16 protein-coding genes are annotated in these 23,335 nt (G+C 72.7%); 7 read left to right on the forward strand and 9 right to left on the reverse strand.

All coding sequences use genetic code 11. From position 1 onward, the window contains the following. Positions 1 to 2,550: a polynucleotide kinase-phosphatase gene (locus ACIBU0_RS13590; RefSeq protein WP_398816412.1), complete on the reverse strand. Its 2,550-nt coding sequence runs from the start codon at positions 2,548 to 2,550 to the stop codon at positions 1 to 3. Next, complete coding sequence (locus tag ACIBU0_RS13595) at positions 2,547 to 4,034, reverse strand: 3' terminal RNA ribose 2'-O-methyltransferase Hen1 (protein WP_398816416.1); 1,488 nt, start codon at positions 4,032 to 4,034, stop codon at positions 2,547 to 2,549. The genes ACIBU0_RS13590 and ACIBU0_RS13595 overlap by 4 nt, the downstream gene beginning before the upstream one ends. Before the next feature lie 135 nt (positions 4,035 to 4,169). Between ACIBU0_RS13595 and ACIBU0_RS13600 the strand changes: the two genes are divergently transcribed. Both ACIBU0_RS13600 and ACIBU0_RS13605 read left to right on the forward strand, forming a co-directional pair. Further along, positions 4,170 to 6,344, forward strand: a complete 2,175-nt coding sequence (locus ACIBU0_RS13600; protein WP_398816419.1) for a HEAT repeat domain-containing protein — start codon at positions 4,170 to 4,172, stop codon at positions 6,342 to 6,344. 205 nt (positions 6,345 to 6,549) lie between these two features. Next, positions 6,550 to 7,557, forward strand: a complete 1,008-nt coding sequence (locus ACIBU0_RS13605) for a nucleotidyl transferase AbiEii/AbiGii toxin family protein (protein ID WP_398816422.1) — start codon at positions 6,550 to 6,552, stop codon at positions 7,555 to 7,557. 151 nt (positions 7,558 to 7,708) lie between these two features. Here the strand turns inward: ACIBU0_RS13605 and ACIBU0_RS13610 are convergent, their stop codons facing one another. Continuing rightward, positions 7,709 to 8,632 carry an LLM class F420-dependent oxidoreductase gene (locus ACIBU0_RS13610; protein ID WP_398816425.1) on the reverse strand — a complete coding sequence of 308 codons (924 nt, stop codon included), beginning with the start codon at positions 8,630 to 8,632 and terminating at the stop codon, positions 7,709 to 7,711. Between the two features lie 244 nt (positions 8,633 to 8,876). Between ACIBU0_RS13610 and ACIBU0_RS13615 the strand changes: the two genes are divergently transcribed. Beyond that, entirely contained in the window at positions 8,877 to 9,053 is a 177-nt protein-coding gene (locus tag ACIBU0_RS13615) for a hypothetical protein (RefSeq protein WP_398816428.1), read from the forward strand. A 284-nt stretch (positions 9,054 to 9,337) separates the two neighbouring features. Here ACIBU0_RS13615 and ACIBU0_RS13620 read toward each other — a convergent pair whose 3' ends face one another. From ACIBU0_RS13620 to ACIBU0_RS13635, 4 genes are all read right to left on the reverse strand, one after another. Beyond that, complete coding sequence (locus ACIBU0_RS13620) at positions 9,338 to 9,808, reverse strand: DUF6099 family protein (protein WP_398816431.1); 471 nt, start codon at positions 9,806 to 9,808, stop codon at positions 9,338 to 9,340. Positions 9,809 to 9,992: 184 nt separating this feature from the next. Next, positions 9,993 to 10,319, reverse strand: coding sequence for a nucleotide pyrophosphohydrolase (locus tag ACIBU0_RS13625; RefSeq protein WP_398816434.1), 327 nt, complete (start codon positions 10,317 to 10,319; stop codon positions 9,993 to 9,995). Then, complete coding sequence (locus ACIBU0_RS13630; protein ID WP_398816437.1) at positions 10,316 to 11,551, reverse strand: AAA family ATPase; 1,236 nt, start codon at positions 11,549 to 11,551, stop codon at positions 10,316 to 10,318. The genes ACIBU0_RS13625 and ACIBU0_RS13630 overlap by 4 nt, the downstream gene beginning before the upstream one ends. Positions 11,552 to 11,643: 92 nt before the next feature. Continuing rightward, positions 11,644 to 12,033 (reverse strand): cell division protein SepF, encoded by a 390-nt coding sequence (locus ACIBU0_RS13635; RefSeq protein ID WP_274244558.1) that lies wholly within the window; start codon positions 12,031 to 12,033, stop codon positions 11,644 to 11,646. Positions 12,034 to 12,317: 284 nt separating this feature from the next. Here ACIBU0_RS13635 and ACIBU0_RS13640 point away from each other — a divergent pair, with 284 nt between their 5' ends. Beyond that, entirely contained in the window at positions 12,318 to 16,352 is a 4,035-nt protein-coding gene (locus tag ACIBU0_RS13640; RefSeq protein ID WP_398816441.1) for a molybdopterin-dependent oxidoreductase, read from the forward strand. A 156-nt stretch (positions 16,353 to 16,508) separates the two neighbouring features. Next, on the forward strand, positions 16,509 to 18,179 hold the full coding sequence (locus ACIBU0_RS13645) for a hypothetical protein (protein WP_398816444.1): 1,671 nt from the start codon (positions 16,509 to 16,511) through the stop codon (positions 18,177 to 18,179). Here the strand turns inward: ACIBU0_RS13645 and ACIBU0_RS13650 are convergent. Further along, positions 18,157 to 18,675, reverse strand: coding sequence for a YceI family protein (locus tag ACIBU0_RS13650; protein WP_398816447.1), 519 nt, complete (start codon positions 18,673 to 18,675; stop codon positions 18,157 to 18,159). The genes ACIBU0_RS13645 and ACIBU0_RS13650 overlap by 23 nt on opposite strands. 108 nt (positions 18,676 to 18,783) lie before the next feature. Between ACIBU0_RS13650 and ACIBU0_RS13655 the strand changes: the two genes are divergently transcribed. Both ACIBU0_RS13655 and ACIBU0_RS13660 read left to right on the forward strand, forming a co-directional pair. Beyond that, complete coding sequence (locus tag ACIBU0_RS13655) at positions 18,784 to 19,266, forward strand: MarR family winged helix-turn-helix transcriptional regulator (RefSeq protein WP_398816450.1); 483 nt, start codon at positions 18,784 to 18,786, stop codon at positions 19,264 to 19,266. A gap of 58 nt (positions 19,267 to 19,324) precedes the next feature. Beyond that, on the forward strand, positions 19,325 to 22,462 hold the full coding sequence (locus tag ACIBU0_RS13660) for an FAD-binding and (Fe-S)-binding domain-containing protein (RefSeq protein ID WP_398816453.1): 3,138 nt from the start codon (positions 19,325 to 19,327) through the stop codon (positions 22,460 to 22,462). Positions 22,463 to 22,555: 93 nt separating this feature from the next. Here ACIBU0_RS13660 and ACIBU0_RS13665 read toward each other — a convergent pair whose 3' ends face one another. After that, positions 22,556 to 23,329 (reverse strand): carbonic anhydrase, encoded by a 774-nt coding sequence (locus tag ACIBU0_RS13665; RefSeq protein WP_398816456.1) that lies wholly within the window; start codon positions 23,327 to 23,329, stop codon positions 22,556 to 22,558. Between the last annotated feature and the right edge of the window lie 6 nt (positions 23,330 to 23,335).

Genomic DNA, 23,335 nt, shown 5'->3' on the forward strand with positions numbered 1-23,335 from the left:
TCACAGCCGCGGGTCCACCGGCTCCGACTCCAGCGCCAGCACCCCGAACACCGCCTCGTGCACCCGCCACAGCGGCTCGCCCTCCGCCAGCCGGTCCAGGGCCTCCAGCCCCAGCGCGTACTCGCGGACGGCGAGGGAGCGCTTGTGGTTGAGGAACCGCTGCCGCAGCCGAGCGAGGTTGTCAGGCCGCGTGTACTCCGGACCGTAGACGATCCGCAGGTACTCGCGACCCCGGCACTTGATACCGGGCTGCACGAGGCGCCCCGCTTCACTGCGTACGACCGCACCGAGCGGCTTGACGACCATGCCCTCGCCGCCGCGGCCGGTCATCTCCAGCCACCAGTCGATGCCGGCCCGGACCGACTCCGGGTCGCCGGTGTCGACGTACAGGCGCCGCGTGGTCTGCAGCAGGCCGGTGCTGTCGTGCTCGACCAGCCGGTCGAGGAGCGCGAGCTGCTCGTCGTGCGGCAGCGCGGCGAGGCTGCGTCCCTGGACCGCCAGGACCTGGAACGGGGCCAGGCGTACGCCGTCCAGCCCGTCCGTGGTCCAGCAGTAGCGGCGGTACGCCTCCGTGAACGCGGCCGCGTCGGACGCCCGGTCCCGCTGGCGTGCCAGCAGGTCCGTCACGTCGACGCCGCGCGCCGCCGCGCCCTCCAGCGCGGCCAGCGCACCCGGGAACGCCGCCCCGGAGGCGGCGCCGACCGCCGCGTACTGGCTGCGCAGCAGCCCGGACGCCTTCAGCGACCACGGCATCAGCTCGGCGTCGAGCAGCAGCCAGTCCGTCTCGAGCTCGTCCCAGAGGCCGGCCTCGCCGATCGAGGTCCGCAGGCGGTCGAGGATCGCCTCGGTCACCGACTCGTCGTCGAAGAACGGGCGGCCGGTGCGGGTGTAGAGCGACCCGGTGGGCCCGTCCACGCCGAACCGCTTCCTCGCGGCCTCGGCGTCCCGGCACACCAGCGCCACGGCCCGCGACCCCATGTGCTTCTCCTCGCACACGACCCGCGCGACCCCGTCCTCCTTGTACTGCGCGAAGGCCTCCGCCGGGTGCTCCAGATAGCCGTCGATGTGACTGGTGGCCGTCGGCGCCATGGTCGGCGGGAGGTACGGCAGCAGCCGCGGGTCGACCGCGAAGCGGCTCATGACCTCAAGTGCCGCCGCCGCGTTCTCCTCACGGACGGACACCCGGCCGGCGTGCCGGGTCTCCACGACCCTGCGCCCGTGCACGTCCGCCAGGTCGAGCGGCCGCCCGTCGTGCCCGCCGGGCGCCTCCGTCCGCAGCGGCTTCGTCGGCTCGTACCAGACCTGCTCGGCCGGTACGTCGACCAGCTCCCGCTCCGGCCAGCGCAGCGCGGTCAGCTTGCCGCCGAAGACGGCGCCGGTGTCCAGGCAGATCGTGTTGTTCAGCCACGTGGCCTCGGGAACCGGAGTGTGGCCGTACACCACGGCCGCCCGGCCCCGGTAGTCCTCGGCCCACGGGTAGCGCACCGGCAGCCCGAACTCGTCGGTCTCCCCGGTGGTGTCGCCGTACAGCGCGTGCGAGCGCACCCGCCCCGACGTACGGCCGTGGTACTTCTCCGGCAGACCGGCGTGGCAGACGACCAGCCGGCCGCCGTCCAGGACGTAGTGGCTGACGAGCCCGTCGATGAACTCCCGTACCTCCTGCTTGAACTCCTCGCTCTCGCCCTCCATCTGCTCGACGGTCTCGGCGAGTCCGTGCGTGTGCTGGACCTTGCGGCCCTTGAGATAGCGGCCGTACTTGTTCTCGTGGTTGCCCGGCACGCACAGCGCGTTGCCCGACTTGACCATCGCCATCACGCGGCGCAGCACGCCCGGGCTGTCCGGGCCGCGGTCGACGAGGTCGCCGACGAAGACGGCGGTACGGCCGTCCGGGTGCACACCGTCGACATAGCCCAGCTTGCCGAGCAGCGCCTCCAGTTCGGACGCGCAGCCGTGGATGTCGCCGACGATGTCGAAGGGCCCGGTGAGGTGGGTCAGGTCGTTGAACCGCTTCTCGGTGACGACGGTGGCGTTCTCGATGTCCTCCACGCCCCGCAGGACGTGCACCTTGCGGAAGCCCTCGCGCTCCAGGTGCCGCAGGGAACGGCGCAGTTCACGGGTGTGCCGCTGGATGACGCGGCGCGGCATGTCGGCCCGGTCGGTGCGGGCCGCGTTGCGCTCGGCGCACACGTCCTCCGGCACGTCGAGCACGATGGCTATCGGCAGCACGTCGTACTTCTTCGCGAGGTCGATCAGCTGGCGGCGGGAGTCCTGCTGCACGCTGGTGGCGTCGACGACCGTACGGCGGCCGGCGGCCAGGCGCTTGCCCGCGATGTAGTGCAGGACGTCGAAGGCGTCCTTCGTCGCGCTCTGGTCGTTCTCGTCGTCGGAGACCAGGCCGCGGCAGAAGTCGGAGGAGATGACCTCGGTGGGTTTGAAGTGCCGGCGGGCGAAGGTGGACTTGCCGGAGCCGGAGGCGCCGACGAGCACGACGAGGGAGAGGTCGGTGACGGGCAGGACACGCCCGTTCGGTGCCTGGGTGATCTCGCTCATGCGGCCTTCGCCTCCTTCTTCTCGTCGTTGACGGTGATCGCGGCTGTGTTCATCTCGAGCACGGCCATCTGCGTGGGTGGCCCCACCTCGGGGTCGTCCGGTCCCACCGGTACGAACTCCACGCCGTACCCGTGCCGTTCGGCGACCGCCGCCGCCCACGCGCGGAACTCCTCGCGCGTCCACTCGAACCGGTGGTCGCCGTGCCGGACGTGGCCGGCCGGGAGGGACTCCCAGCGGACGTTGTACTCCACGTTCGGGGTCGTCACGAGGACGGTCCTCGGGCGGGCGGAGCCGAACACCGCGTACTCCAGGGCGGGCAGCCGGGGCAGGTCGAGGTGTTCGACGACCTCGCTGAGCACGGCGGCGTCGTAGCCCTTGAGCCGGCTGTCGGTGTAGGCGAGTGAGCCCTGGAAGAGCTTCACGCGCGAGGCCTGCCGCTCCCCCATCCGGTCCAGCTTCAGCCGCCGTCCTGCGATGGTGAGCGCCCGCATCGACACGTCCACGCCGACGATCTCGGTGAACACCGGGTCCTTGAGGAGGGCCTGCACCAACTGGCCCTGCCCGCACCCGAGGTCGAGCACGCGGGCGGCACCGGACGTCTTGAGCGCGGCGACGATCGCGTCCCGGCGCTGCACGGCGAGCGGGGTCGGCTTCTCGTCGGCCTCGCTCTCGTCCTCGACGGCGTTGTCGATGTCCTCGACCTCGCTGTCGTCGGCCTCCGCGAGCCGCACCAGCTCCAGCCGCTCCATCGCCTCACGGGTCAGCGACCAGCGCCGCGACAGGTACCGGCTGGTGATCAGCTTCTGCTCCGGGTGGTCCGGCAGCCAGCCCTCGCCGGCCCGCAGCAGCTTGTCGACCTCGTCGGGGGCGACCCAGTAGTGCTTGGCGTCGTCGAGCACGGGGAGCAGGACGTAGAGGTGACGCAGGGCCTCGGCGAGGGTCAGCGCCTCCGACTCCAGGACGAGACGGACGTACCGCGAGTCGCCCCACTCGGGGAACTGCACGTCCAGCGGCACGGGCTCGGCGGTCACCGCCCAGCCGAGCGGCTCGAACAGCCGCCGGACCAGCTCCGGGCCGCCCCGGGCGGGCAGCGCCGGCACCTCGATGCGCAGCGGCAGCGGCTGGGCGGCGCGCTCGGGGCGGGCGTTGCACACACCCCGCATCGCGCTGGAGAAGACGCCGCTGAGGGCGACCGCGAGCAGCGAGGAGGCCGCGTACGGCCGGTCGTTGACGTACTGCGCGAGTGCCGCGTCGGGTGCGCCGCCCCGGCCCTTGCCCTTGCCGCGCCGGACCAGCGCCACCGCGTCGACCTCCAGCAACAGCGCCGCCGTGCAGCGCTCGGCATCCGCCTCGGGGTAGAGGACGTGCGCGGTGCCGTAGGAGGTGGAGAACGCCTGCGCCTTCTCGGGGTGCTTGTGCAGCAGGAAGCCGAGATCGGTGGCGGGGCGGTCCGGGGTGCCGGTGGTAGTGATCGTCAGGAACACGGTGGGCTGGCCTTTGGATAGGGTCTGAGCTGCGCATGTGCGCCGCCTGTACAACGTACAGAGCGTGCGGGGGAACCACCCGGAGTTTTTCGCCCCGCGGCCCTCGTTGTCAGTGCTCTCTGTCAAGATCCGGCCATGGATCTCGCGGATGCCCTCACCGGGCTCGACGACCGGCCCTGGGCCGCCCTGCAGCACGCGTACGGCAGCGCTGAGGACGTGCCTGCCTTGCTGCGTGCGCTGACCGACGACGACGCGGAGGCGGCCGGGGAGGCTCTGCATGAGCTCTACGGCACCATCTGGCACCAGGGCACGGTGTATGCGGCCACAGTGGAGGCGGTGCCGTTCCTGGCACGGCTGGCGGCGGCCGGGTGCCGGAGCGCCGAGCTGCTGGTCCTGCTCGGCTGCATGGCCGAGAGCGACGACGAGCACGAGGTGGCCCGCGGTGCGTGCCGCGGCGCCGTCGCCGACGGGCTGCCCCTGGTGCTCCCGCTGTTGGACAGCGAGGACCCGAAGGTGCGGCAGGCGGCGGCGTGGGTGTCCGGGCACACCGCCGCCCGGGACCGGGCGTGGCCGGCGCTGGAGCGGCGGTGGGCCGTGGAGCGGGACCCGGTCGTCCGGGCGGAGCTGCTCACCGCCATGGCCCGGCTCGACCCGGCGGCGAGTGCGGATACGGCCGTGGCGGCGCTGGATGCTTCGGCTCCGGCGGAGGTGCGTATGGCCGGCGTGCTGGCCTGTCTGGATGCGGGTCTGCCCTGGGACGCGGCCCTCCTCGACGCGGCCCTTTCGGTGCTCCCGGCGCACGACTTGGTCTCGGAGCGGTTGGACGAGGGGCGGCGGGAGCCGTTGCGGGCCGTGGTCGACGTCCTCCTGCGCCGGGACACGGACGAGGACCGCGAGGGCGCGTTCGTGCTGCTGGAGGCCGCTTTGGCGATTCCGGCGCCCGAGGTGCGCGCGGAGGCGGTGTGGGCCGCCGACGGGGCCTGCATGATCTCGCGGGCCGCCCCGGCACGGCTGCTCCCCCGCCTGGTGCCCCTTCTTGACGACCCGTCGTCCGCGCCGGCCGTCCTGAGGCTGCTGTACAAGGTCGCGGACCTGGCGACGGGTCCGGTGGCGGATACGCTCGCAGAGGCGCTGACCCGCATCGCCGCCGGTGCCGACGCCGGCGACATGGCGGACAGCGCACTGGCGGCCCTCGTGACCGTCGACCCCGCACGTGCCGCGCGCCTGCTCGCCGGCGACCTGCCCCGGCGCCCCCGGGCGCTCGCCGTCGCGTCCGGGGCGCGGGACACCGGTACGGCGCGGGAGGCGACGCCGCCCTTCGAGCCCCTGCTCCTCGACGCGGTCCGACGGCGCCTCGCCGACCCGGAGGTGCGCGGCAACGAGCCGATCCACCTCACCCTTTTGCTCACCTCCTGGGGCACACAGGCGTCCGCCGCCGTACCCGAAGTGCTGGACGCGCTGCCCCGCATTCCACTCGTCGGGCCGAAGGCTCTGGTGGCTCTGTGCCCCACCGAGGGCCCGGTGCGGGGGCGCATCGAGGACCGGCTGCGCGAGGCTGCGGACCAGGGGCCCAAGGAGGGTCACCTCGCGGCGGCGCACGCCCTGTACGAACTGACCGGAGACGCGGCCCCGCTCCTCACGGCCGTACGCTCCCGGCTCGGCGGCCGCTCCTACGACGTCCGCGACGCCGCCGGGCACGCGGCGGAACTGGGCGCGGCCGGTGCGGAGTTGGTGACCGACCTGCGCGCCGCGCTCAGTGACCCCGGGCAGCAGCGGGTCGTCCCGCAGCTGGACGCCGACGTGCAACTGGCCGAGGCGCTGTGGCGGATCACCGGCGACGCCACTGAGGCCGTAGGGATCCTCGACACGGTGCTCGCGGAGTCCGACGGGCCGTGGTTCACCTGGACGGGAGTCCGGGCCGCACGGCTGGCGGCACGGCTCGGGCCCGCCGCGCGCCCCCTGCGCCCGGCGCTGGAGCGCATGCTCGCCACGCCGCTGCACGCACCGGCCTGCACGCTGGCCCTGCTGGCGACCGGCGTCGAGGAGGAGCTGCGCCCGACACCGGCCGATCCGGTGCTGGTCGCGGCGGAGCACAACGCCGACCCGGACACGGCATTCGAGGCGCTGCTGTCGCTGGGCAGGCGCCACCTCACGGACGGCCGGCTGAACCGGCTGGTCGCCCTGGCCGACGGTGATCGCCGGGTGGTCGACTCGGGACTGGAGGACCAGATCATCCGCGCCGACGAACGCTTGCGCGCCCGGGCCCGGGCGACGCTGTCGGCACTGGACGGGCAGGCGGCGGCGCAGTGATGGAATGCGCGGGGAGGTCCGAGATCCCTCTCACCCCGGTGACGGATGCCGCGTGCGATGCGGAGGGTCGACTCCTGTGCCGGACCGAGCGGTTGGGCGCCGTCGGGTTCGTCGTCCACGGCCACGGCCCGGACCTGGACCGTGGCCGGGTCGACGAGAGCACGGACGGGGGCTGAGCTCACCCGTGACGGACCGGCCGACCGGCATGACCGCCGACACGCCCGCCGACATGCCCGCCGGCACCTCCGCCCGCCTGCGGTGGCGCAGGGCACACCGCGCGGCACTCGACCACCTGCTCCGACTCGTCGCCGAGTCGTCGCTGGCCGGCCAGTTGGTGCTGCGGGGCAGCATGGTGATGCCGGCCTGGGTCGGGGCCGGGGCCCGGGAGCCGGGTGACCTCGACTGGATCGTCCCGCGGCCGCTGATCGTGCCGATCGACCCCTTGGACCCGTATCCCTACGTGGACGACGTGGCGGTGGTGCAGCAGTGGCCGGAGACGGCGGACGGCGCCGGCGCCGGCGCCTACGAGATGTGGAAGCAGGAGGAGTACGACACCCGGGGAGTGCGCGCCGTGCGGCCCCCGGAGGGCCTGCGCTGGATCACCGGTCCCGAGCCGGAACCCGAAACCGCCCCGCCCCACAGGGAGTTGCTGGACCTGGTACGGCAACGGCCGGTCGCCGCGCCGGGCGTCGTCCTCGACCCGGACGCGGCCCGCGACGACGGCACCTGGACCTACTCCGCGTACGACACCCCGGGTGTCCGCGTGACGGTTCCCTGGCGTGCCGAGGGCCTGCCGCCCGGCGAAGCCCGCATGGACTTCGCCCGCGACGAACGGCTTCCGCAGGCGCCCGTGTGCACGGCGGTGCCCCGCGGCGACGGCGGCCCGCCCGCGGTGGTGCGGACCGCGAGCCGGGAACTGTCCCTGGCCTGGAAGCTGCTGTGGCTGCACACGGACGCCTCGACCGAGGCAGGCGCACAGGGCAAGGACCTGTACGACGCCGTCCTGCTCGCCGAGACGCGGGGCATACGGCTGTCCCCGCGGCTGCTGCGCACGGTGTTCCCGCCGGGGGTGGCCGCGCCCACCGGGGCCGTGGTGCGGTCCTGGTCCGTGGACTGGGAGTCCTTTCGCGCCGGGCACCCAGCGGTGCGAGGTACCGCCGAGGAGTGGCTGGACCGGCTGTGCCGTGCGCTGACCTCGGTGACCGCGCCGTAGCGACCGGGCCACGGGCAACCGCCCCCAGGCCACGGGTCACGGGTCACCGGCCACGAGCCGGCCGGGTGGCGACGCACCGCGGCCCTCGGTCACGGGGTCCCGAGGGCCGCGAACAGAAGAGTCCGCCAGGAGAGTCCCGGCACCCGACGCGCTACGACAGCTGCGACTGCACCTGCGAGGAGATGAGCTCCAAGTGGTCCAGATCATCGAGGTCGAGGAGCTGGAGGTAGATCCGACGCGAGCCGATCTCCTGATACCGGCCGATCTTCTCGACGACCTCGTCCGGGGAACCGGCGAGCCCGTTCAGCTTCAGCTCGTCGACCTGGCGCCCGATCGCGGCAGCGCGCCGGGCGACCTCCTGATCGTCCTTGCCGACGCACACGACCAGGGCGTTGGAGTAGACGAGGTCGTCCCCCTTGCGACCGGCCTCCTCGGCGGCGGCCCGCACCCGCCCGAACTGCCGCTCACTGTCCTCGATCGAGGCGAACGGCATGTTGAACTCGTCGGCGTACTTTCCGGCCAGCCGCGGAGTACGGGTGGCGCCGTGACCGCCGATCAGCACGGGGATCCTGTCCTGGGCCGGCTTGGGCAGGGCGGGCGACCCGGTGAGGTCGTAATAGGTGCCGTGGAAGTCGAAGGTCTCACCGGGCTTGGTCGCCCACAGTCCCGTGACGATGGCGAGCTGCTCCTCCAGCCGCCCGAACTTCTCCTTCGGGAACGGGATGCCGTACGCCTTGTGCTCCTCCTCGAACCATCCCGCACCCAGGCCGAGTTCGACACGGCCGCCGGACATCTGGTCGACCTGCGCGACCTGAATGGCGAGGACGCCGGGCAGCCGGAACGTACCGGCGGTCATCAAGGTGCCGAGGCGGATCCGCTTGGTCTCCCGCGCGAGGCCGGCGAGGGTGATCCAGGCGTCGGTGGGTCCGGGAAGCCCATCCCCGGAGCCCATCTTCAGATAGTGGTCCGACCGGAAGAACGCGTCGAAGCCAAGGTCTTCGGTGGCCTTCGCCACGGTGAGGAGGGTGTCGTAGGTGGCCCCCTGCTGGGGCTCGGTGAAGATGCGAAGATCCATACCTCCCATCCTGCACGCCGCGGCACCGGTCGGCCTCACCGGTCCCCCGGGCCCTCGCCTCCCCGGTCGGGTGAATTCCGTCAACGCCCTTCCCGGCCGCCGGGCCGGGCCAGTGACCGGCCCCGACGGTGATCGTTGGCTCGGTCGGAGCCGGACCGCCCGGCGCCCGCGCCGGCCGGTGACCGCCGGAGCGTCACCGTGTCGGCCCCCTTTCGGTCGGGGGCCGGAGGCCGAGGAGGCCGTCATGTCCGAGGAATCCACACCGCAGCAGGCCGGGGGCGCCGGTCAGCCGAAGGGGCTGCTGCAGCAGATGGAGGAGCTGATGGCAGCGCTGAACGCGGACCTGTCGGCGCTGGATGCGGATCTGCAGTCGGCCGGGGGGCCTGGGCGTGGGACGCAGCAGGACGGGGAGGTCTGCTGAGGTTCCGGTCGCCGGGGCCGGACGGCCGTGGGGCCGGTCTGGGTGACCTGGGCCGGCCACGCCCTCCTTGTGCTCGCCCCCGCCGCCCCTACCCGTCCCATCCCCCAGGGGCTCTGCCCCTTCGACCCCGGTCCCTGGGGGCTGCCGCCCCCAGACCCCCGCTTCGGCCCTGAAAGGGCCTCGTCCTCAAACGCCGGACGGGCTGGATGACGCGGGCCGGCGCCGAAAGGTGGCCGCCCCTTGCAGGGCTCACCGTCTGCCCAGCCCCGCCCGACCGCCGGAGGCTACCCCGCCTCCCTCTCCGCCAGCACCTGATCCCGATCCGCCAGTCTGCGCAGCATCTCCCGCACCCGGTCCCGCGACTCGTCGGCGGCGTCGATCGCCTCCATGCACTGCCAGTACGTCGCCTCGTCGTCCGCGCCGCTGGCCACCCCGACCAGGGCGATCCCCACCTCCCCCAGCAGGCTCCCCAAATGCATCAGCGCCAGACGGGCATCCCCCAGCTCAGTGAGCTGTGCGGCGCGTAAGTCGCCCTCCGTCAGATCCGGCGTGTCCAGGACCCCGCAGCCGCGCCCGGCCAGCTCCGTCAATCCCAGTGCCTCGCCCCGCAGTTCGGGTGGACCGAAGACCGCCAGCCGACTCCCTATCGCCTGGGCCAGGGCCTGCGCCTGCCACACCTCGGTCATGATCTCCGGCGCGGCCCGACTACCGGCCAACGCACGCCTGCTCGTCACGATGAGCCGCACCGCGTCCATCCGCTGTCCCCGTCCGTCCCGACGCGCTGCCCACGCGTCCACCGAACTCCCGAACTCCCTTGTCCACTACCCAGAGTGAAGGCCCCTGAGACGAAAAGCCAGAGGAAGACGGAAATCTGTGGACAACTTTTCAGTTACGCACCAGGAAACGAATACGGAGAGTGAAAGCGGACTCCACTCCTCCTCACGGCGCCGGAAACCTCCGCTCGTTCCGGTCGATCTTCGCGTCCAGCGCCGCCAGCGGATCGATCCCGAGCACCTCGCACAGCTGCAACAGATAGGCCAGCACATCCGCGACCTCGTCCGTCACGCGCTCCGCGGTCTCCGCGTCGTCCATGACCCGCGCCGACTCCTCGGGAGTCAGCCACTGGAAGATCTCGACCAGTTCGGACGCCTCCACGCTCAGCGCCGCGACGAGGTTCTTCGGCGTGTGATACGGCTGCCAGTTGCGCGCGGCGGCGAACTCGGCCAGCCTGCGCTGCAGCCCGGCGACATCAAGAGGTTCGGTCACGGCTCAAGGTGTACCACCGTCGTCCCACCGGCCCCCGACAGCCCCGCCACGTCACTCACCGCCCCGACCACCCTGATATGCCCCCGCTCACACATCCGCGCCGCCAACCCCGCCAACTCGCGCCGCTGCACCGGATCCAGCCCCCGGTCGAGCCCGTCCGCCAGCACGGTCAGCGTCTGCATGGCCTCGGGTACCTCACCGACCGGATCGACCTCCAGCACCCCGGGCCCGGTCAGCAGCACCAGCGCCAGCGCGAGATACCGCAGCTCGCCGTCGCCCAGCCGGCCGAGCTCCGTCCGAATCCCGTCCCCCCGGTCGAGCACCGCCCGCACCGTCCCGTCCCCGAGTACCTCCGCGACGACATCCGCCACCACCCCGGCACACCCCGCCCGCACGGCACCCACGAGCCGTGCATGCCGCCGCCCGCACTCGACCCGGGTCCGCCACAGCACATCGGCGAGGTTGTCGCAGCCGGCGAGCAGCCGCCCGGACCCGACCGGCACAGGCCTGCGCATCCGTTCGGGCCGGGGATCGCAGGCGAAGACCGACCGCAGGGCCACCACCATCTGCTCCGCGGCGGCGAGCACCCGCCGCTGCCCTTCCGTCCTGCCCGCCACACGCAGCGGCAGCAGCGCGGTACCCAGCCGGTCGTCGGGCAACGGCGCCCGCGTCACCGGCGACTGACCGGCCGTGTGCCAGGCGGCCTGCACCCAGGGCCGGCTCGGATCCCGCAGGGCCGTCTCCAGCAGAACCACCCCGCCCGCACTCAACCGCTCCCCGACGATGCGCAGATCGGGCTCGGCCTGTACGGCGACATCGAGCCGCACCGGCCCCTCGGGACCGTCGGCCGTGCAGCCGATACGGAAGCCGCGCCGCCGCTGCGCATCGGGCCGGGCGCGCTCCGGCACACAGGCCACCGGGTCGGGGAACACCTCAGCGACACCGGCGCCACCACCGAGCCGCGCCAGCGCCTCGTACGCCCGTAACGCACTCGACTTCCCGGACCCGCTCGGCCCGGCGAGGAGCGTGAACGCCCCGAGCGGAAACACGGCCCGCCGATGCCCCGCGAACGCGGACAGCCGCAGTTCGGTGAGGCGGGGCCGGTCGGGGTGGGTCGCCTCATCTGCGGGGCGCGCCGCAGACAGCTCGGGCGCCCCAGAGATCCCAGAGGTCCCAGAGGTCCCAGAAACCTCCGACGCAGAGGAGGCTGATGACACAGACGACGCACCCATGCCCGGACCGTAGGACCCCGGCCGTCAGGCGAACCGTTCCACCCCGAGGCCTTCCTACGATCGAGCGACCGCCCCGGAAACCGGCCGCCGCCTCACGCGCCCGGAACCCCGGCCCCCTCCATCAATCCGCTCACCTCGGTCCCCGGCGGCGTCAGCAGAAACACGTTCCGGTCCACCCGGTGCATCCCGCTCGCCAGCCCGAAGACGACACCCGTGCTGAAGTCGAGGACGCGCTTGGCGACCTCGGTCTCCGCCCCGGTCAGATCCAGCAGCACCGGAATCCCCGCCATCAGCGTCTCGGCGACGTCGCGGGCGTCCGCGAACACGTTGACCCGCAGGACGACGAACCGGCGACGCGGCTCCGTCACCGCCTCCGGGGGCACTCGGTGGTCCACCGCGGACGGCCAGGCGTCACGGCCGCGCAACGGCACGACCTGGGCGAGCCCCTCCCACTGTTCATCGGTGACGTCGTGGCTGTTCACCGGCTCCCCCCGCCTTGACTCGCCTTCAATGCCTGCACCAGCCAATTCTTACGCCAAGTCACCCGTTCGGCCCAACAGCGACACGGACCGCGACCGCACCGGACCGTCCCACACCCCTCACATCGCGCCACGGCCCGCGATCGTCACCCCCTCACATCGGGCCTCCGGTCGCTGTGTGGCCGACGTAACTCCTCATGATCAAGGGATGTGACATCGACGTAACGGGCAATTCGTACGCTCCAGACAGCTTCAGTTCCCCCCAGGCCGCAGGAGAAGGGCAGCGCGTGACCTCGACCACCTCCACGACTCAGGTCCGGACGGTCTGCACGTACTGCGGGGTCGGCTGCGGAATCCTGCTGGACGTCGGAATGGGGCCCGACGGACGGCGTACGGTGCTGAAGGCCTCCGGCGACAAGGCGCATCCCGCGAACGCGGGCCGCCTGTGCACCAAGGGCGCGACGACCGCCGAGATGCTGTCCGCGCCCGGGCGGCTGACCACCGCGCTGGTCAGGGACGACCGGGGCGAGGAGCCGGTGCCCTCTCCCCTGGCGGACGCCATCGCCGAGACGGCCCGGCGGCTGCGCGCGATCATCGACGAGCACGGGCCGGACGCGGTCGCCTTCTACGTCTCGGGGCAGATGAGCCTGGAGGCCCAGTACCTGGCGAACAAGCTGGCCAAGGGGTTCGTCCGCACCAACCAGATCGAGTCGAACTCGCGGCTGTGCATGGCCAGCGCGGGCATGGGCTACAAGCTGTCCCTCGGTGCGGACGGGCCGCCGGGGTCGTACGAGGACTTCGACAAGGCGGACGTCTTCCTCGTCATCGGCTCGAACATGGCCGACTGCCACCCCATCCTCTTCCTCCGCATGATGGAGCGGGTCAAGGCGGGTGCCAAACTCATCGTGGTCGACCCGCGACGCACCGCCACCGCCGCCAAAGCCGATCTGTTTCTGCAGGTCAAGCCGGGTACCGACCTCGCCCTCCTCAACGGGCTGCTGCATCTTCTCGTCGAGAACGGCCACACCGACCCCGGCTTCGTCGCCGCCCACACCGAGGGCTGGGAGGCGATGCCGGAGTTCCTCGCCGACTACGCGCCGGCCGCCGTCGCGGAGATCACCGGTCTCGCCGAGGACGACATCCGCACGGCCGCCCGGCTGATCGGCGAGGCGGGCGAGTGGATGAGCTGCTGGACCATGGGGCTCAACCAGTCCACGCACGGCACCTGGAACACGAACGCCCTGGTCAACCTGCATCTGGCCACCGGCGCCATCTGCCGCCCGGGCTCCGGCCCGTTCTCGCTCACCGGGCAGCCCAACGCGATGGGCGGGCGTGAGATGGGGTACATGGGGCCGGGGCTGCCGGGGCAGCGGTCCGTCGCCGTGGACGCCGAGCGGGCCTTCGTCGAGGACCTGTGGGAGCTGCCGCCGGGCACCCTGCGCGCCGACGGGGTCGGCAAGGGCACCGTCGAGATGTTCCGGAAGATGGCCGACGGGGAGATCAGGGCCTGCTGGATCATCTGCACCAATCCGGTCGCCTCGGTCGCCAATCGCCGTACGGTCATCGAGGGGCTGGAGGCCGCCGAGTTCGTCGTCGCGCAGGACGTGTTCGGCGAGACCGAGACCAACGCGTACGCGGATGTGGTGCTGCCCGGCGCGCTGTGGACCGAGGGCGAGGGTGTCTTCGTCAACAGCGAGCGCAATCTCACACTGACCCGGCCGGTGGCCGACCCGCCGGGCGAGGCGATGGCGGACTGGCGGATCATCGCGGCCGTCGCGTGTGCGATGGGGTACGAGAAGGGGTTCTCGTACGACAGCGCCGAGGACGTCTTCGAGGAGATACGGCGGGCCTGGAACCCGGTGACCGGCTGGGATCTGCGCGGGGTGACGTACGAGCGGCTGCGGGAAACGCCCGTGCAGTGGCCCGCCGCCGAGGTGGACGGGCCCGAGCGCAATCCGATCCGGTACGTCGACGCCGACGGCGGTCTGCGGTTCCCCACGGCGAGCGGGCGGGGCGTCTTCCACGCGCGGCCGCACCTGCCGCCCGCCGAGATGCCGGACGACGACTATCCCTTCGTGCTGAACACGGGGCGGGTGCAGCACCAGTGGCACACGCTGACCAAGACCGGGAAGGTCGCCAAGCTCAACAAGCTGAACCCGGGGCCGTTCGTTGAGGTGCACCCGCAGGACGCGCATGCCCTGGGGATCGCCGACGGGGACCGGGTGGAGGTCGCCTCGCGGCGGGGGCGGGCCGTGCTGCCGGCGGTGGTGACCGACCGGGTGCGGCCGGGGGGCTGTTTCGCGCCGTTCCACTGGAACGACCTGTTCGGGGAGTATCTGAGCGTCAACGCGGTGACGAGCGACGCGGTGGATCCGATCTCCTTCCAGCCCGAGTTCAAGGTGTGCGCCGTGTCGCTGGCGAAGGTCAGCGAACCCGCGGCGGCTCCTGCTGCGGCCCCCCTGGAGCCCGCCGGGGTGATCGTGCCGGCCGCCGTCACGCCGGGCGCCAACCCCTTCGGGCTCGACACCACCGCGCCGCCGGTCCTGACCGCGCAGGAACGCCTCTATCTGACCGGCTTCCTCGCCGGTATCCGGACCGGCGCGCCCGGCGTCCCTGTCCTGCCGCCGGACGCGCCCTTCAGCCCCGAGCACGCGATGTGGGTCAACGGCGTGCTCGCCGGCATGTACTCGCGATCGGCGAGCGAGCCTGCCGTGCCGCACCGGCCGGGCCGCGAGGTGGTCGTGCTGTGGGCCTCGCAGACCGGCAACGCGGAGGAGTTCGCCGGCAGCACCGTCGAGCGGCTGGGCGCGGCCGGGCACCGGACCACGCTGGTCGGCATGGACGAGGCCGACGTCGCCGCCCTCGCCCGCACCTCCGACCTGCTCTTCATCACCAGCACGTTCGGCGACGGCGACGCGCCCGACAACGGCTCCGGCTTCTGGGACACCCTGTCCGACGAGCAGGCCCCGCGGCTGGACGGGGTGCGGTACGCCGTGCTCGCCTTCGGCGACTCGTCGTACGACGACTTCTGCGGGCACGGACGCCGCCTCGACGCACGGCTTGACGAACTGGGCGCGGTGCGCCTGGCTCCCCGCACGGACTGCGAACCGGACTACGAGCCGTCCGCAGTGGCGTGGCTCGACCAGGTCCTCACGGCGCTGGGCGGCACCGGCGCCCCCGCCGCCGAGAAGCCGAAGGCCAGGTCCAAGCCCGCCGCCAGCACCGCCCGCCTCGTCGGCAACCGGCTGCTCAGCCGGCCCGGCGCGGGCAAGGAGGTGCGGCGCTTCACCTTCGACACGAGCGGGACCCCGCTGACGTACGAGGCGGGCGACGCGCTCGGTGTACGGCCGGTCAACTCGCCCGCGCTGGTGGAGGAATGGCTCGCGGTGACCGGTGTCGACGGGGCGGCCGCCGTGGAGGTGGACGGTGTGGGCGCGGTGCCCTTCGCGGAGGCCCTGCACCGGCATCTCGACATCACGAGGATCACCCCGGACCTGCTGCGCTTCGTCGCCGAACACGTCCGTGACGACCGGGAGTTGCGCCGGCTGCTGCGGCCCGACAACAAGGACGGGCTGGCGCAGTGGAGTTGGGGGCGGCAGGCCGTGGACGTCATCGCCGAGCACCCCGTGCGGGCGGGCGCCGAGGAGTGGGCCGGGGTGCTGAAGAAGCTCCAGCCGCGGCTGTACTCCATATCGTCCAGCCCGCTCGTCGACCCGCACAGCGTCTCGCTGACGGTCTCCGTCGTGCGGTACGAGAACCTGCACGGCCGTCCACGCGGCGGGGTCTGCTCGCCGTTCCTCGCCGACGCCGGGCCGGACACCGAGGTGCCGGTCTTCGTGCAGCGCTCCCCGCACTTCCGGCCGCCCGCGGACGCCTCGACGCCGATGGTGATGGTCGGCCCCGGCACGGGCGTCGCGCCCTTCGTCGGCTTCCTCCAGGAGCGGCGCGCCCTCGGGCACAGGGGGCCCAACTGGCTGTTCTTCGGCGAGCAGCACCGGGCGAGTGACTTCTACTACGAGGAGGAGCTGACCGCGCTGCTCGACGAGGGCACCCTCGCCCGGCTGGACACCGCCTTCTCCCGCGACCAGCGCAAGAAGGTGTACGTGCAGGACCGGATGCGCGAGCACGGCCCGGAGCTGTGGCGCTGGCTGCAGGACGGCGCCCACTTCTACGTCTGCGGCGACGCCTCGCGGATGGCCAAGGACGTGGACCAGGCCCTGAGGGACATCGCGGTCACGCACGGCGGGCTGGACGAGGCCGAGGCCTCGGCGTATGTGAAGCAGCTGGCGGCGGCGAAGCGTTACGTCCGGGACGTCTACTGACCCGTCCCGGGGATCGCGGCGTTCTTCTCACCTGCCTCACACCGGACTCTTCACCTCCCTCCGCACCCCGCTCACCAGGCCTGATTACGGTCCGGTGCCGTGCAGTCGGCAGCAGAACCGCAGCCGGTGACACCCGCCCGGCGGAGACAACCGTCGATGCCGGCTGTCCCGGCACCGGAGCCCCCCGCCCAGTGGCACCGCGTCCTGACCCTCCTCGCGGACATCGGCCTCTTCATCGGCACGCGCGCCATCTGGACGCAGGCGGCGAGCCACCGTCTCGTCGTGGCCGCCGCCCTCTCGGTGTGCTACGCCTCGATCCTGGTCTGCGGCGTGCTGGCGCTGGTCGTGCGGCGGACGAGGTCGCTGGCGCGGCTGGACCTGTGCGTCCTGGTGACCGCCGTGACGCTGACGCTCTGCGCGTGGGCGATGAACCACCAGGGCAGTGACGAGGCGATCCTCACCACCCAGGCCGCCCGTGAGCTGGTCGCCGGGCACCCCGTGTACGGGCAGCCGTGGCCCTGGCTCTTCGGCCACGGCGTCGCGCTCACCCCGACGGTGACGGGCGGCTACGACTTCACGTACGGCTATCCGCCCCTGACTCCGCTGCTGACCGCGCCGCTGCTGTGGCTGGGGCACGGGGGCACGCCGGCGACCGCGGTGGGCACGGCCGCGCTCCTCGCCGGCACGGTGGCGCTGTGGCGGATGCTGCCCACGCCGTGGCGGTCGGCGGCGACCATGGTGTGCCTCGGCTTCGGGTTCCTTCCGTCCTACGGCCGCCTCGGCTATCCGGCGATCGTGGCGCTGGCCCTATTGGTGCCGGTGGTGGTGCGCTGGCCGCGGATCGGGCGGGGCGGGCGGCTCGGGGGCGCCGGGCTGGCGCGGGCGGCGTGTCTCGGGGCGGCGTGTGCGGCGCAGCAACTCCCGTGGTTCGTGGCGCCGTTCCTGCTGGCCGGGATCTACGCCGTGCGACGCGGGGAACTGGGGGCACGGGCGGCGGCGCTGGTGGTGGCGCGGACCGCCGGGGCCGCGGCAGTCGTATGGCTGTTGATCAACACGTACTTCGTCGTCAGCGAGCCGGGCACCTGGCTGCGGGGCATCGCGCTGCCGCTGACGCAGGGCGCGGTGATCCACGGGCAGGGCGTGGTCGGCGTCTCGCTGTACTTCACGGACGGCAGCGACCGGCTCGACTGGTACTCGCACGCGAGCATGCTGCTGGCGGCGGGGCTGCTCGCGCTGTTCGTGCTGTTCGTGCGGCGGCTGGGGCCCGCGGCGACCGTGCTGCCGTGGTGCGCGTTCTTTCTGGCGACCCGGTCGCAGGACGGCTACTACCTGATGATGACGCCGCTGTGGCTGGCGGCGGCGGTCACCGCGCCGGCGGCGGAGTTCGCCACCGCCTGGCAGCCGCGCCCGCGGTTCCTGGCCCGGCGTCCGGCGCGGATCGCGGCGGCGGCGCTGCTGCTCGTCCCGGCCCTGGCGAGCGCGGCATGGGCGGCGACCGGGACGCCGCCGCTGGGGATGCGGGTGACGTCGGTCCGGTGGGCGACGCCGACCGCCGTGTCCGGCCTCGGCGTCGAGGTCGTCAACACGGGCGCCGCCGCCCTCACGCCCCACTTCACGCTGACCACGGGCCAGGGCATGAACCCGTACTGGACGGTCGTACGGGGCCCGGCCGCTCTGCCCGCGCATACGACGGCCCGCTATGAACTCCGGCCGTCCGCGGGGAGGTTCGTCCTGCCCCGTCCCGGCACCCGGATCCGGCTGCGGGCCTTCACGGCCGTACCGCAGACGCTCTCGAGCGCCGACGTCAGGCTGCCGCGGTCCGGGTGAAGCGGAGCGTGGCGGCGACCGTGGTCAGGCCGCGGATCATGCCGAGCTGGTTCCAGCCCAGGCCGAACTGGTCGCGGTCCACACTGAACTCGGCGTCCAGGGTGAGCGCGTCGGCGTCCGCGCCGACGAGGCGTGCGGTGAAGGACTGGGGACGGCTGATGCCGCGGGCGGTGAGCTGACCGACGATGTGCACCGTGTCGTCGGCACGGAGTTCGGCGCTGCGCACCGCGAAGGTGAGCTCGGGGTGGTTGGCGACGTCGAAGAAGTCGGCGCCGCGCAGGTGCTCGTCGCGCTTGGCGTTCTTGGTGTCGAGGGAGGCGGCGTCCAGGGTGACCGTGCCGACGGCGGAGCCGTCGGGGCGGACCTCGCCGTTGCCGGTGACGGCGGCGAAGGTGCCCTTCACGGTGACCAGGCCCCAGAACGTCCTGTGCCGGATGGCGACGGTGGAGGCGGCGGGGTCGAGCTGCCAGGTTCCGGTTTCGACGGCGACGGTCATGATCTTTCACTCCTGGTCATCGGGGCGTCATCGGAGGCTGTAGTCCAAATTTGGATGACCCCACGCTAGCCGATACTCCAAATTTGAACAACAGCTACACTCGAATTCATGGCCGACCTCTCCGACTGCCCCTCCGCCTCCGGCGACGGACTCCTGCCCGCCGAGCTGCACGCCTGGATGCTGATGCTGGCCGCGACGGGGGCCGTCGAGCAGGAGCTGCGCACCGTCGTCAAGGAACGGCTGGACGTCTCGCACGACGAGTTCCTGGTCCTGTGCCTGCTCGCCGCGGACCCCGGCGAGGCCCTGCGCATGACGCGGATCGCCGAGCTCCTGGGCCGCCCCAAGACCCGCCTCACCTACCAGATCGCCTGCCTCCAGCACGCCGGCCTGGTCACCCGCAAGTCGGTCTGCGGCGACAAACGCGGCGTCGAGGTCGCCCTCACCGAGAAGGCCCGACGCCTGATCGAGGAGGCTTCCGGGGTCCTCGCCGACACGGTCAAGCAGGCGCTGGCGCGGTTCATGGGCCCTACCCAGCGGCAGGCGATGTGCGCTCTGATGCCCGACTTCCTGGCCGAGGCGAGGCCGGAGTAGTCCCCGGTGCGGTTGCGGGTACCCGGGCGGTGCCCGTACCGACACCGAGGAGGGGTTCATGGGCACCTTGGACCTGCCCGCTCCCGTCGTCCGCCGCGAGGCGGCGCCCCCGCCCGACCCGGCAGCCCTGGAGGCCGTGCTGCGCGAGCGTGTCGACGGCGAGGTCCGCTTCGACGCGGGGAGCCGGGCCGCGTACTCCACCGACGCCTCGAACTTCCGCCAGACGCCGATCGGCGTGGTCGTGCCGCACACCCCCGAGGCGGCCGCGGAGGCCGTGGCCGTCGCCCGGGAGCACGACGCGCCCGTGCTGTCGCGGGGCGGCGGGACGTCGCTGGCCGGGCAGTGCACCAACACGGCCGTCGTCATCGACTGGTCGAAGTACTGCACGGGCCTGGAGTCCGTCGACGTCGACGCCCGTACGTGTGTCGTCCAGCCGGGGATCGTCCTCGACGAGCTCAACCGGCAACTGGCCCCGACCGGGCTGCGCTTCGGCCCCGAACCCGCCACCCACGCCAACTGCACGATCGGCGGCATGATCGGCAACAACTCCTGCGGCGCCACCGCGCAGGCGAACGGCAAGGTCGTCGACAACATCGCCCGCCTGGAGGTGCTGCTCTACGACGGCACCCGCTTCTGGTGCGGGGAGACGAGCGACGAGGAGTACGCCGAGATCGAGCGGCACGGCGATCTGCGGGCCGCCGTCTACCGGCGGCTGCGCGCCCTGCGCGACGCCTACGGCGACGAGATCCGCCGCCGCTTCCCGCGCATCCCCCGCCGGGTCTCCGGCTACAACCTGGACTCGCTCCTGCCCGAGCACGGCTTCGACGTCGCCGGGCTGCTCGTCGGCAGCGAGTCGACGCTGGTCACCGTCCTGCGGGCGGAGCTGGAGCTGGTGCCGGTGGTGAAGGAACGCTCGCTGGTGGTGCTGGGGTTCCCGGACATCATGCGCGCCGCGGACGCCGTACCGGCGATCCTGCCGTACGAGCCGATCGCGCTGGAGGGCGTCGACCGCCACTTGGTGTACGACGAGCGGCTCAAGCACCTCAACGAGCGGGCGATCTCCCAACTGCCCGAAGGAAACGCCTTCTTGATGGTGCAGTTCGGCGGCGAGACGGTCGAGGAGGCCGACGAGCGGGCGCACCGGATGCTGGACGGGCTGCACGAGTCGGAGCACGAGGCCGAGGTCGCCTTCCTGGACGACCCCTCCCACGAGGAGCAGCTCTGGCAGGTCCGCGAGGCCGGTCTGGGCGCCACCGCGCACATCCCCGGCCGTCCGGACACGTGGGAGGGCTGGGAGGACTCGGCGGTGCCGCCGGAGCGGCTCGGCGACTATCTGCGGCGGCTGCGCGGTCTGTTCGAGGAGTTCGGGTACCAGAGCGACACCGGGCCCAGCCTCTACGGCCACTTCGGGCAGGGATGCGTGCACACGCGGATCCCCTTCGATCTGTACAGCGCCGAGGGGGTGGCCGACTACCGGCGGTTCATGGAGCGGGCGGCCGATCTGGTGGTCGAGTTCGGCGGCTCCTTCTCCGGCGAGCACGGGGACGGGCAGAGCCGGGGCGAGCTGTTGCCGCGGATGTTCGGGCGGACGCTCGTGGAGGCGTTCGGCCGACTCAAGGGCGTCTTCGACCCGGCCGACCGGATGAACCCGGGGAAGGTCGTGGCGCCGTACCGGCTGGACGAGAACCTGCGCATCGGCGGCGACTGGGCCCCGTACGACCCCCGCGACCTGCACTTCCGCTTCCCCCACGACGGCGGGTCGTTCGCCGAGGCCGCCAACCGGTGCGTGGGCGTGGGCAAGTGCCGCCGGCTGGAGACCGAGGGCGGCGCGGTGATGTGCCCGTCCTACCAGGTCACGCTGGAGGAGGAGCACTCCACCCGCGGCCGGGCCCGGCTGCTGTTCGAGATGCTCGACGGGCACGGCGACAGCGCGATCCGCGACGGCTGGCGTTCGCAGGCGGTGAAGGACGCCCTCGACCTGTGCCTCGCGTGCAAGGGCTGCAAGAGCGACTGCCCGGCCGACGTCGACATGGCCACGTACAAGGCGGAGTTCCTCTCGCACCACTACGCCGGCCGTCCCTGGCGCAGGCCCCGCTCGGACCTGTCGATGGGCTGGCTGCCGGTCGTCGCACAGGCTGTGGGGCGGGGTGGGCTCGGCCCTGTGGTCAACGCGTTCACCCATACTCCGCCGCTGTCCCGGGCGGCGGTCGCGGTGGCCGGGGTCGAGGACCGGGAAGTGCCGCTGTTCGCACGGCAGTCGCTGCAGCGGTGGTTCGCCCGCCGTGCGCCGGACGGCTGCTACGGCGACGGGGAGCGCGGGTCGGTGCTGCTGTGGCCGGACACCTTCAGCAACTTCTTCCACCCGCATGTCGGACAGGCGGCGGTGGAGCTGCTGGCGCACGCGGGCTGGCGGGTGACCATGCCCACCGAGCCGCTGTGCTGCGGGCTGACCTGGATCTCCACCGGCCAGCTCGGCATCGCCGAACGCGTCCTGGCCCGGACCGTCCGCCACCTGGCCGGGCATCTCCGGGAGGGCGGGCTGGTGGTCGGCCTGGAGCCGAGCTGCACGGCCGTGTTCCGGTCGGACGCGGGCGAGCTGTTCCCCGGCGACCGGGATGTGCGCAGGCTGGAGGAACAGACGGTGACACTGGCCGAGTTGCTCACCGAGCACAGCCCGGGGTACGAGCCCCCGCAGGTGCCCGACCGGAGCGCCCGCGCGCTCGCCCAGGTGCACTGCCACCAGCACGCCGTACTGGGCTGGGACGCCGACGACGAGCTGCTGCGCCGCGCCGGGGTGGACGTCGAGCAACTGGCGGCCGGGTGCTGCGGGCTGGCCGGCAACTTCGGTTTCGAGCAGGGCCACTTGGACGTCAGCCGGGCCTGCGCGGAGCGTGTCCTGCTGCCGCGGCTGCGCGCGGAGGACGCCGGGACCGTCGTCCTCGCCGACGGCTTCAGCTGCCGTACGCAGATCCACGAGTTCGACAGCGGCGGCCACGAGGCCGTCCACCTGGCGGAACTGCTGGCCTCGGCACTGCCGGTGTCCGACGTGGCGCCGAGTGCGTACGGGGTTGCCCCGGGGGCGCGGCCGGAACCTCCGGGGCGCCGGGCTCGGGCTCTTGCGCTCGCTTCGGCGGGGGTGGCCGCGGGCGGGGTGGCCGCGGGGATGGCCCGCATGGTGCGGGAGTTGCGGGGGTGAGCAGGAGTCGCGGGGTTGAGTCCGTGCCGGGGGCGCGCGGACCGTGCCGGATGATGACCGGCCGCCCCCCAACGGCGGCCGGTCGTCCCTCCGTCAGGCGGCGGGCCTGCCGGAGAGGACCTCCACCCGGCCGGTGTCGAGCGAGTAGTAGGCGCTGACGACGGCGAGCTCGCCCTTCTTCACGAGCGGCGCGAGACTGGCGTTGCGCCGCAGGTCGGCCGCCGTCCGCTGGGCGTGGACCCGGATCATGGCGTCGACGGGGTCGGCGTGCTTCTCCTTGGATATCGCCTCGTACGCCGGGCGGAGGGCTTCGACGATCGACTGCAGGTTGCCGCCCAGCGGCTTGCCCTCCTTCAGCGCCTTGTACGACGCCTTGACCGCCCCGCAGCGCTGGTGCCCGAGGACGACGATCAGCGGGCTGCCCGCGGTCAGCGGCCCGTACTCGACGGAGCCGGTGACCACCGGGGCGACCACCTGGCCGCCGGTGCGTATCACGAACAGGTCGCCGATCCCGGTGTCGAAGCTCAGCTCCGGATCCACCCGGGAGTCGATGCAGGAGACGATGACACCGTACGGGTCCTGCTCCTCGGCGACGGCCTTGAGCCGGGCGAGGTCCTGGTGGGGGCGCTGGAGCGCTCCGGCGACCCAGCGCTTGTTGCCCTCCATCAGCCGGTCGAACGCCGCCCGAGGCGTGGCGGGGGGTGCGCCCGCGGACGACGAGGGGGTCGACGCGGCTGCGGCGGGCGTGGCCTTCGGAGCCGCTGTGCGGGCGTCCGCCGTCGACGAACACCCGGTGATCGCGGCCGCGGTGGCCACGAGCCCTCCGGCGAGAACGGCTCGGCGCTGTGGAAGCGAGGCACTGCCCATGGCACT

This window comes from Streptomyces sp. NPDC049627, from assembly GCF_044465645.1.
Lineage (GTDB): Bacteria > Actinomycetota > Actinomycetes > Streptomycetales > Streptomycetaceae > Streptomyces.

Coding starts and splice junctions, on each gene's coding strand:
- ACIBU0_RS13590 (WP_398816412.1), bottom strand. CDS start 2,550: ATGAGCGAGATCACCCAGGCACCGAACGGGCGTGTCCTGCCCGTCACC.
- ACIBU0_RS13600 (WP_398816419.1), top strand. CDS start 4,170: ATGGATCTCGCGGATGCCCTCACCGGGCTCGACGACCGGCCCTGGGCC.
- ACIBU0_RS13605 (WP_398816422.1), top strand. CDS start 6,550: ATGACCGCCGACACGCCCGCCGACATGCCCGCCGGCACCTCCGCCCGC.
- ACIBU0_RS13610 (WP_398816425.1), bottom strand. CDS start 8,632: ATGGATCTTCGCATCTTCACCGAGCCCCAGCAGGGGGCCACCTACGAC.
- ACIBU0_RS13615 (WP_398816428.1), top strand. CDS start 8,877: ATGTCCGAGGAATCCACACCGCAGCAGGCCGGGGGCGCCGGTCAGCCG.
- ACIBU0_RS13620 (WP_398816431.1), bottom strand. CDS start 9,808: ATGGACGCGGTGCGGCTCATCGTGACGAGCAGGCGTGCGTTGGCCGGT.
- ACIBU0_RS13630 (WP_398816437.1), bottom strand. CDS start 11,551: ATGGGTGCGTCGTCTGTGTCATCAGCCTCCTCTGCGTCGGAGGTTTCT.
- ACIBU0_RS13645 (WP_398816444.1), top strand. CDS start 16,509: ATGCCGGCTGTCCCGGCACCGGAGCCCCCCGCCCAGTGGCACCGCGTC.
- ACIBU0_RS13650 (WP_398816447.1), bottom strand. CDS start 18,675: ATGACCGTCGCCGTCGAAACCGGAACCTGGCAGCTCGACCCCGCCGCC.
- ACIBU0_RS13655 (WP_398816450.1), top strand. CDS start 18,784: ATGGCCGACCTCTCCGACTGCCCCTCCGCCTCCGGCGACGGACTCCTG.
- ACIBU0_RS13660 (WP_398816453.1), top strand. CDS start 19,325: ATGGGCACCTTGGACCTGCCCGCTCCCGTCGTCCGCCGCGAGGCGGCG.
- ACIBU0_RS13665 (WP_398816456.1), bottom strand. CDS start 23,329: ATGGGCAGTGCCTCGCTTCCACAGCGCCGAGCCGTTCTCGCCGGAGGG.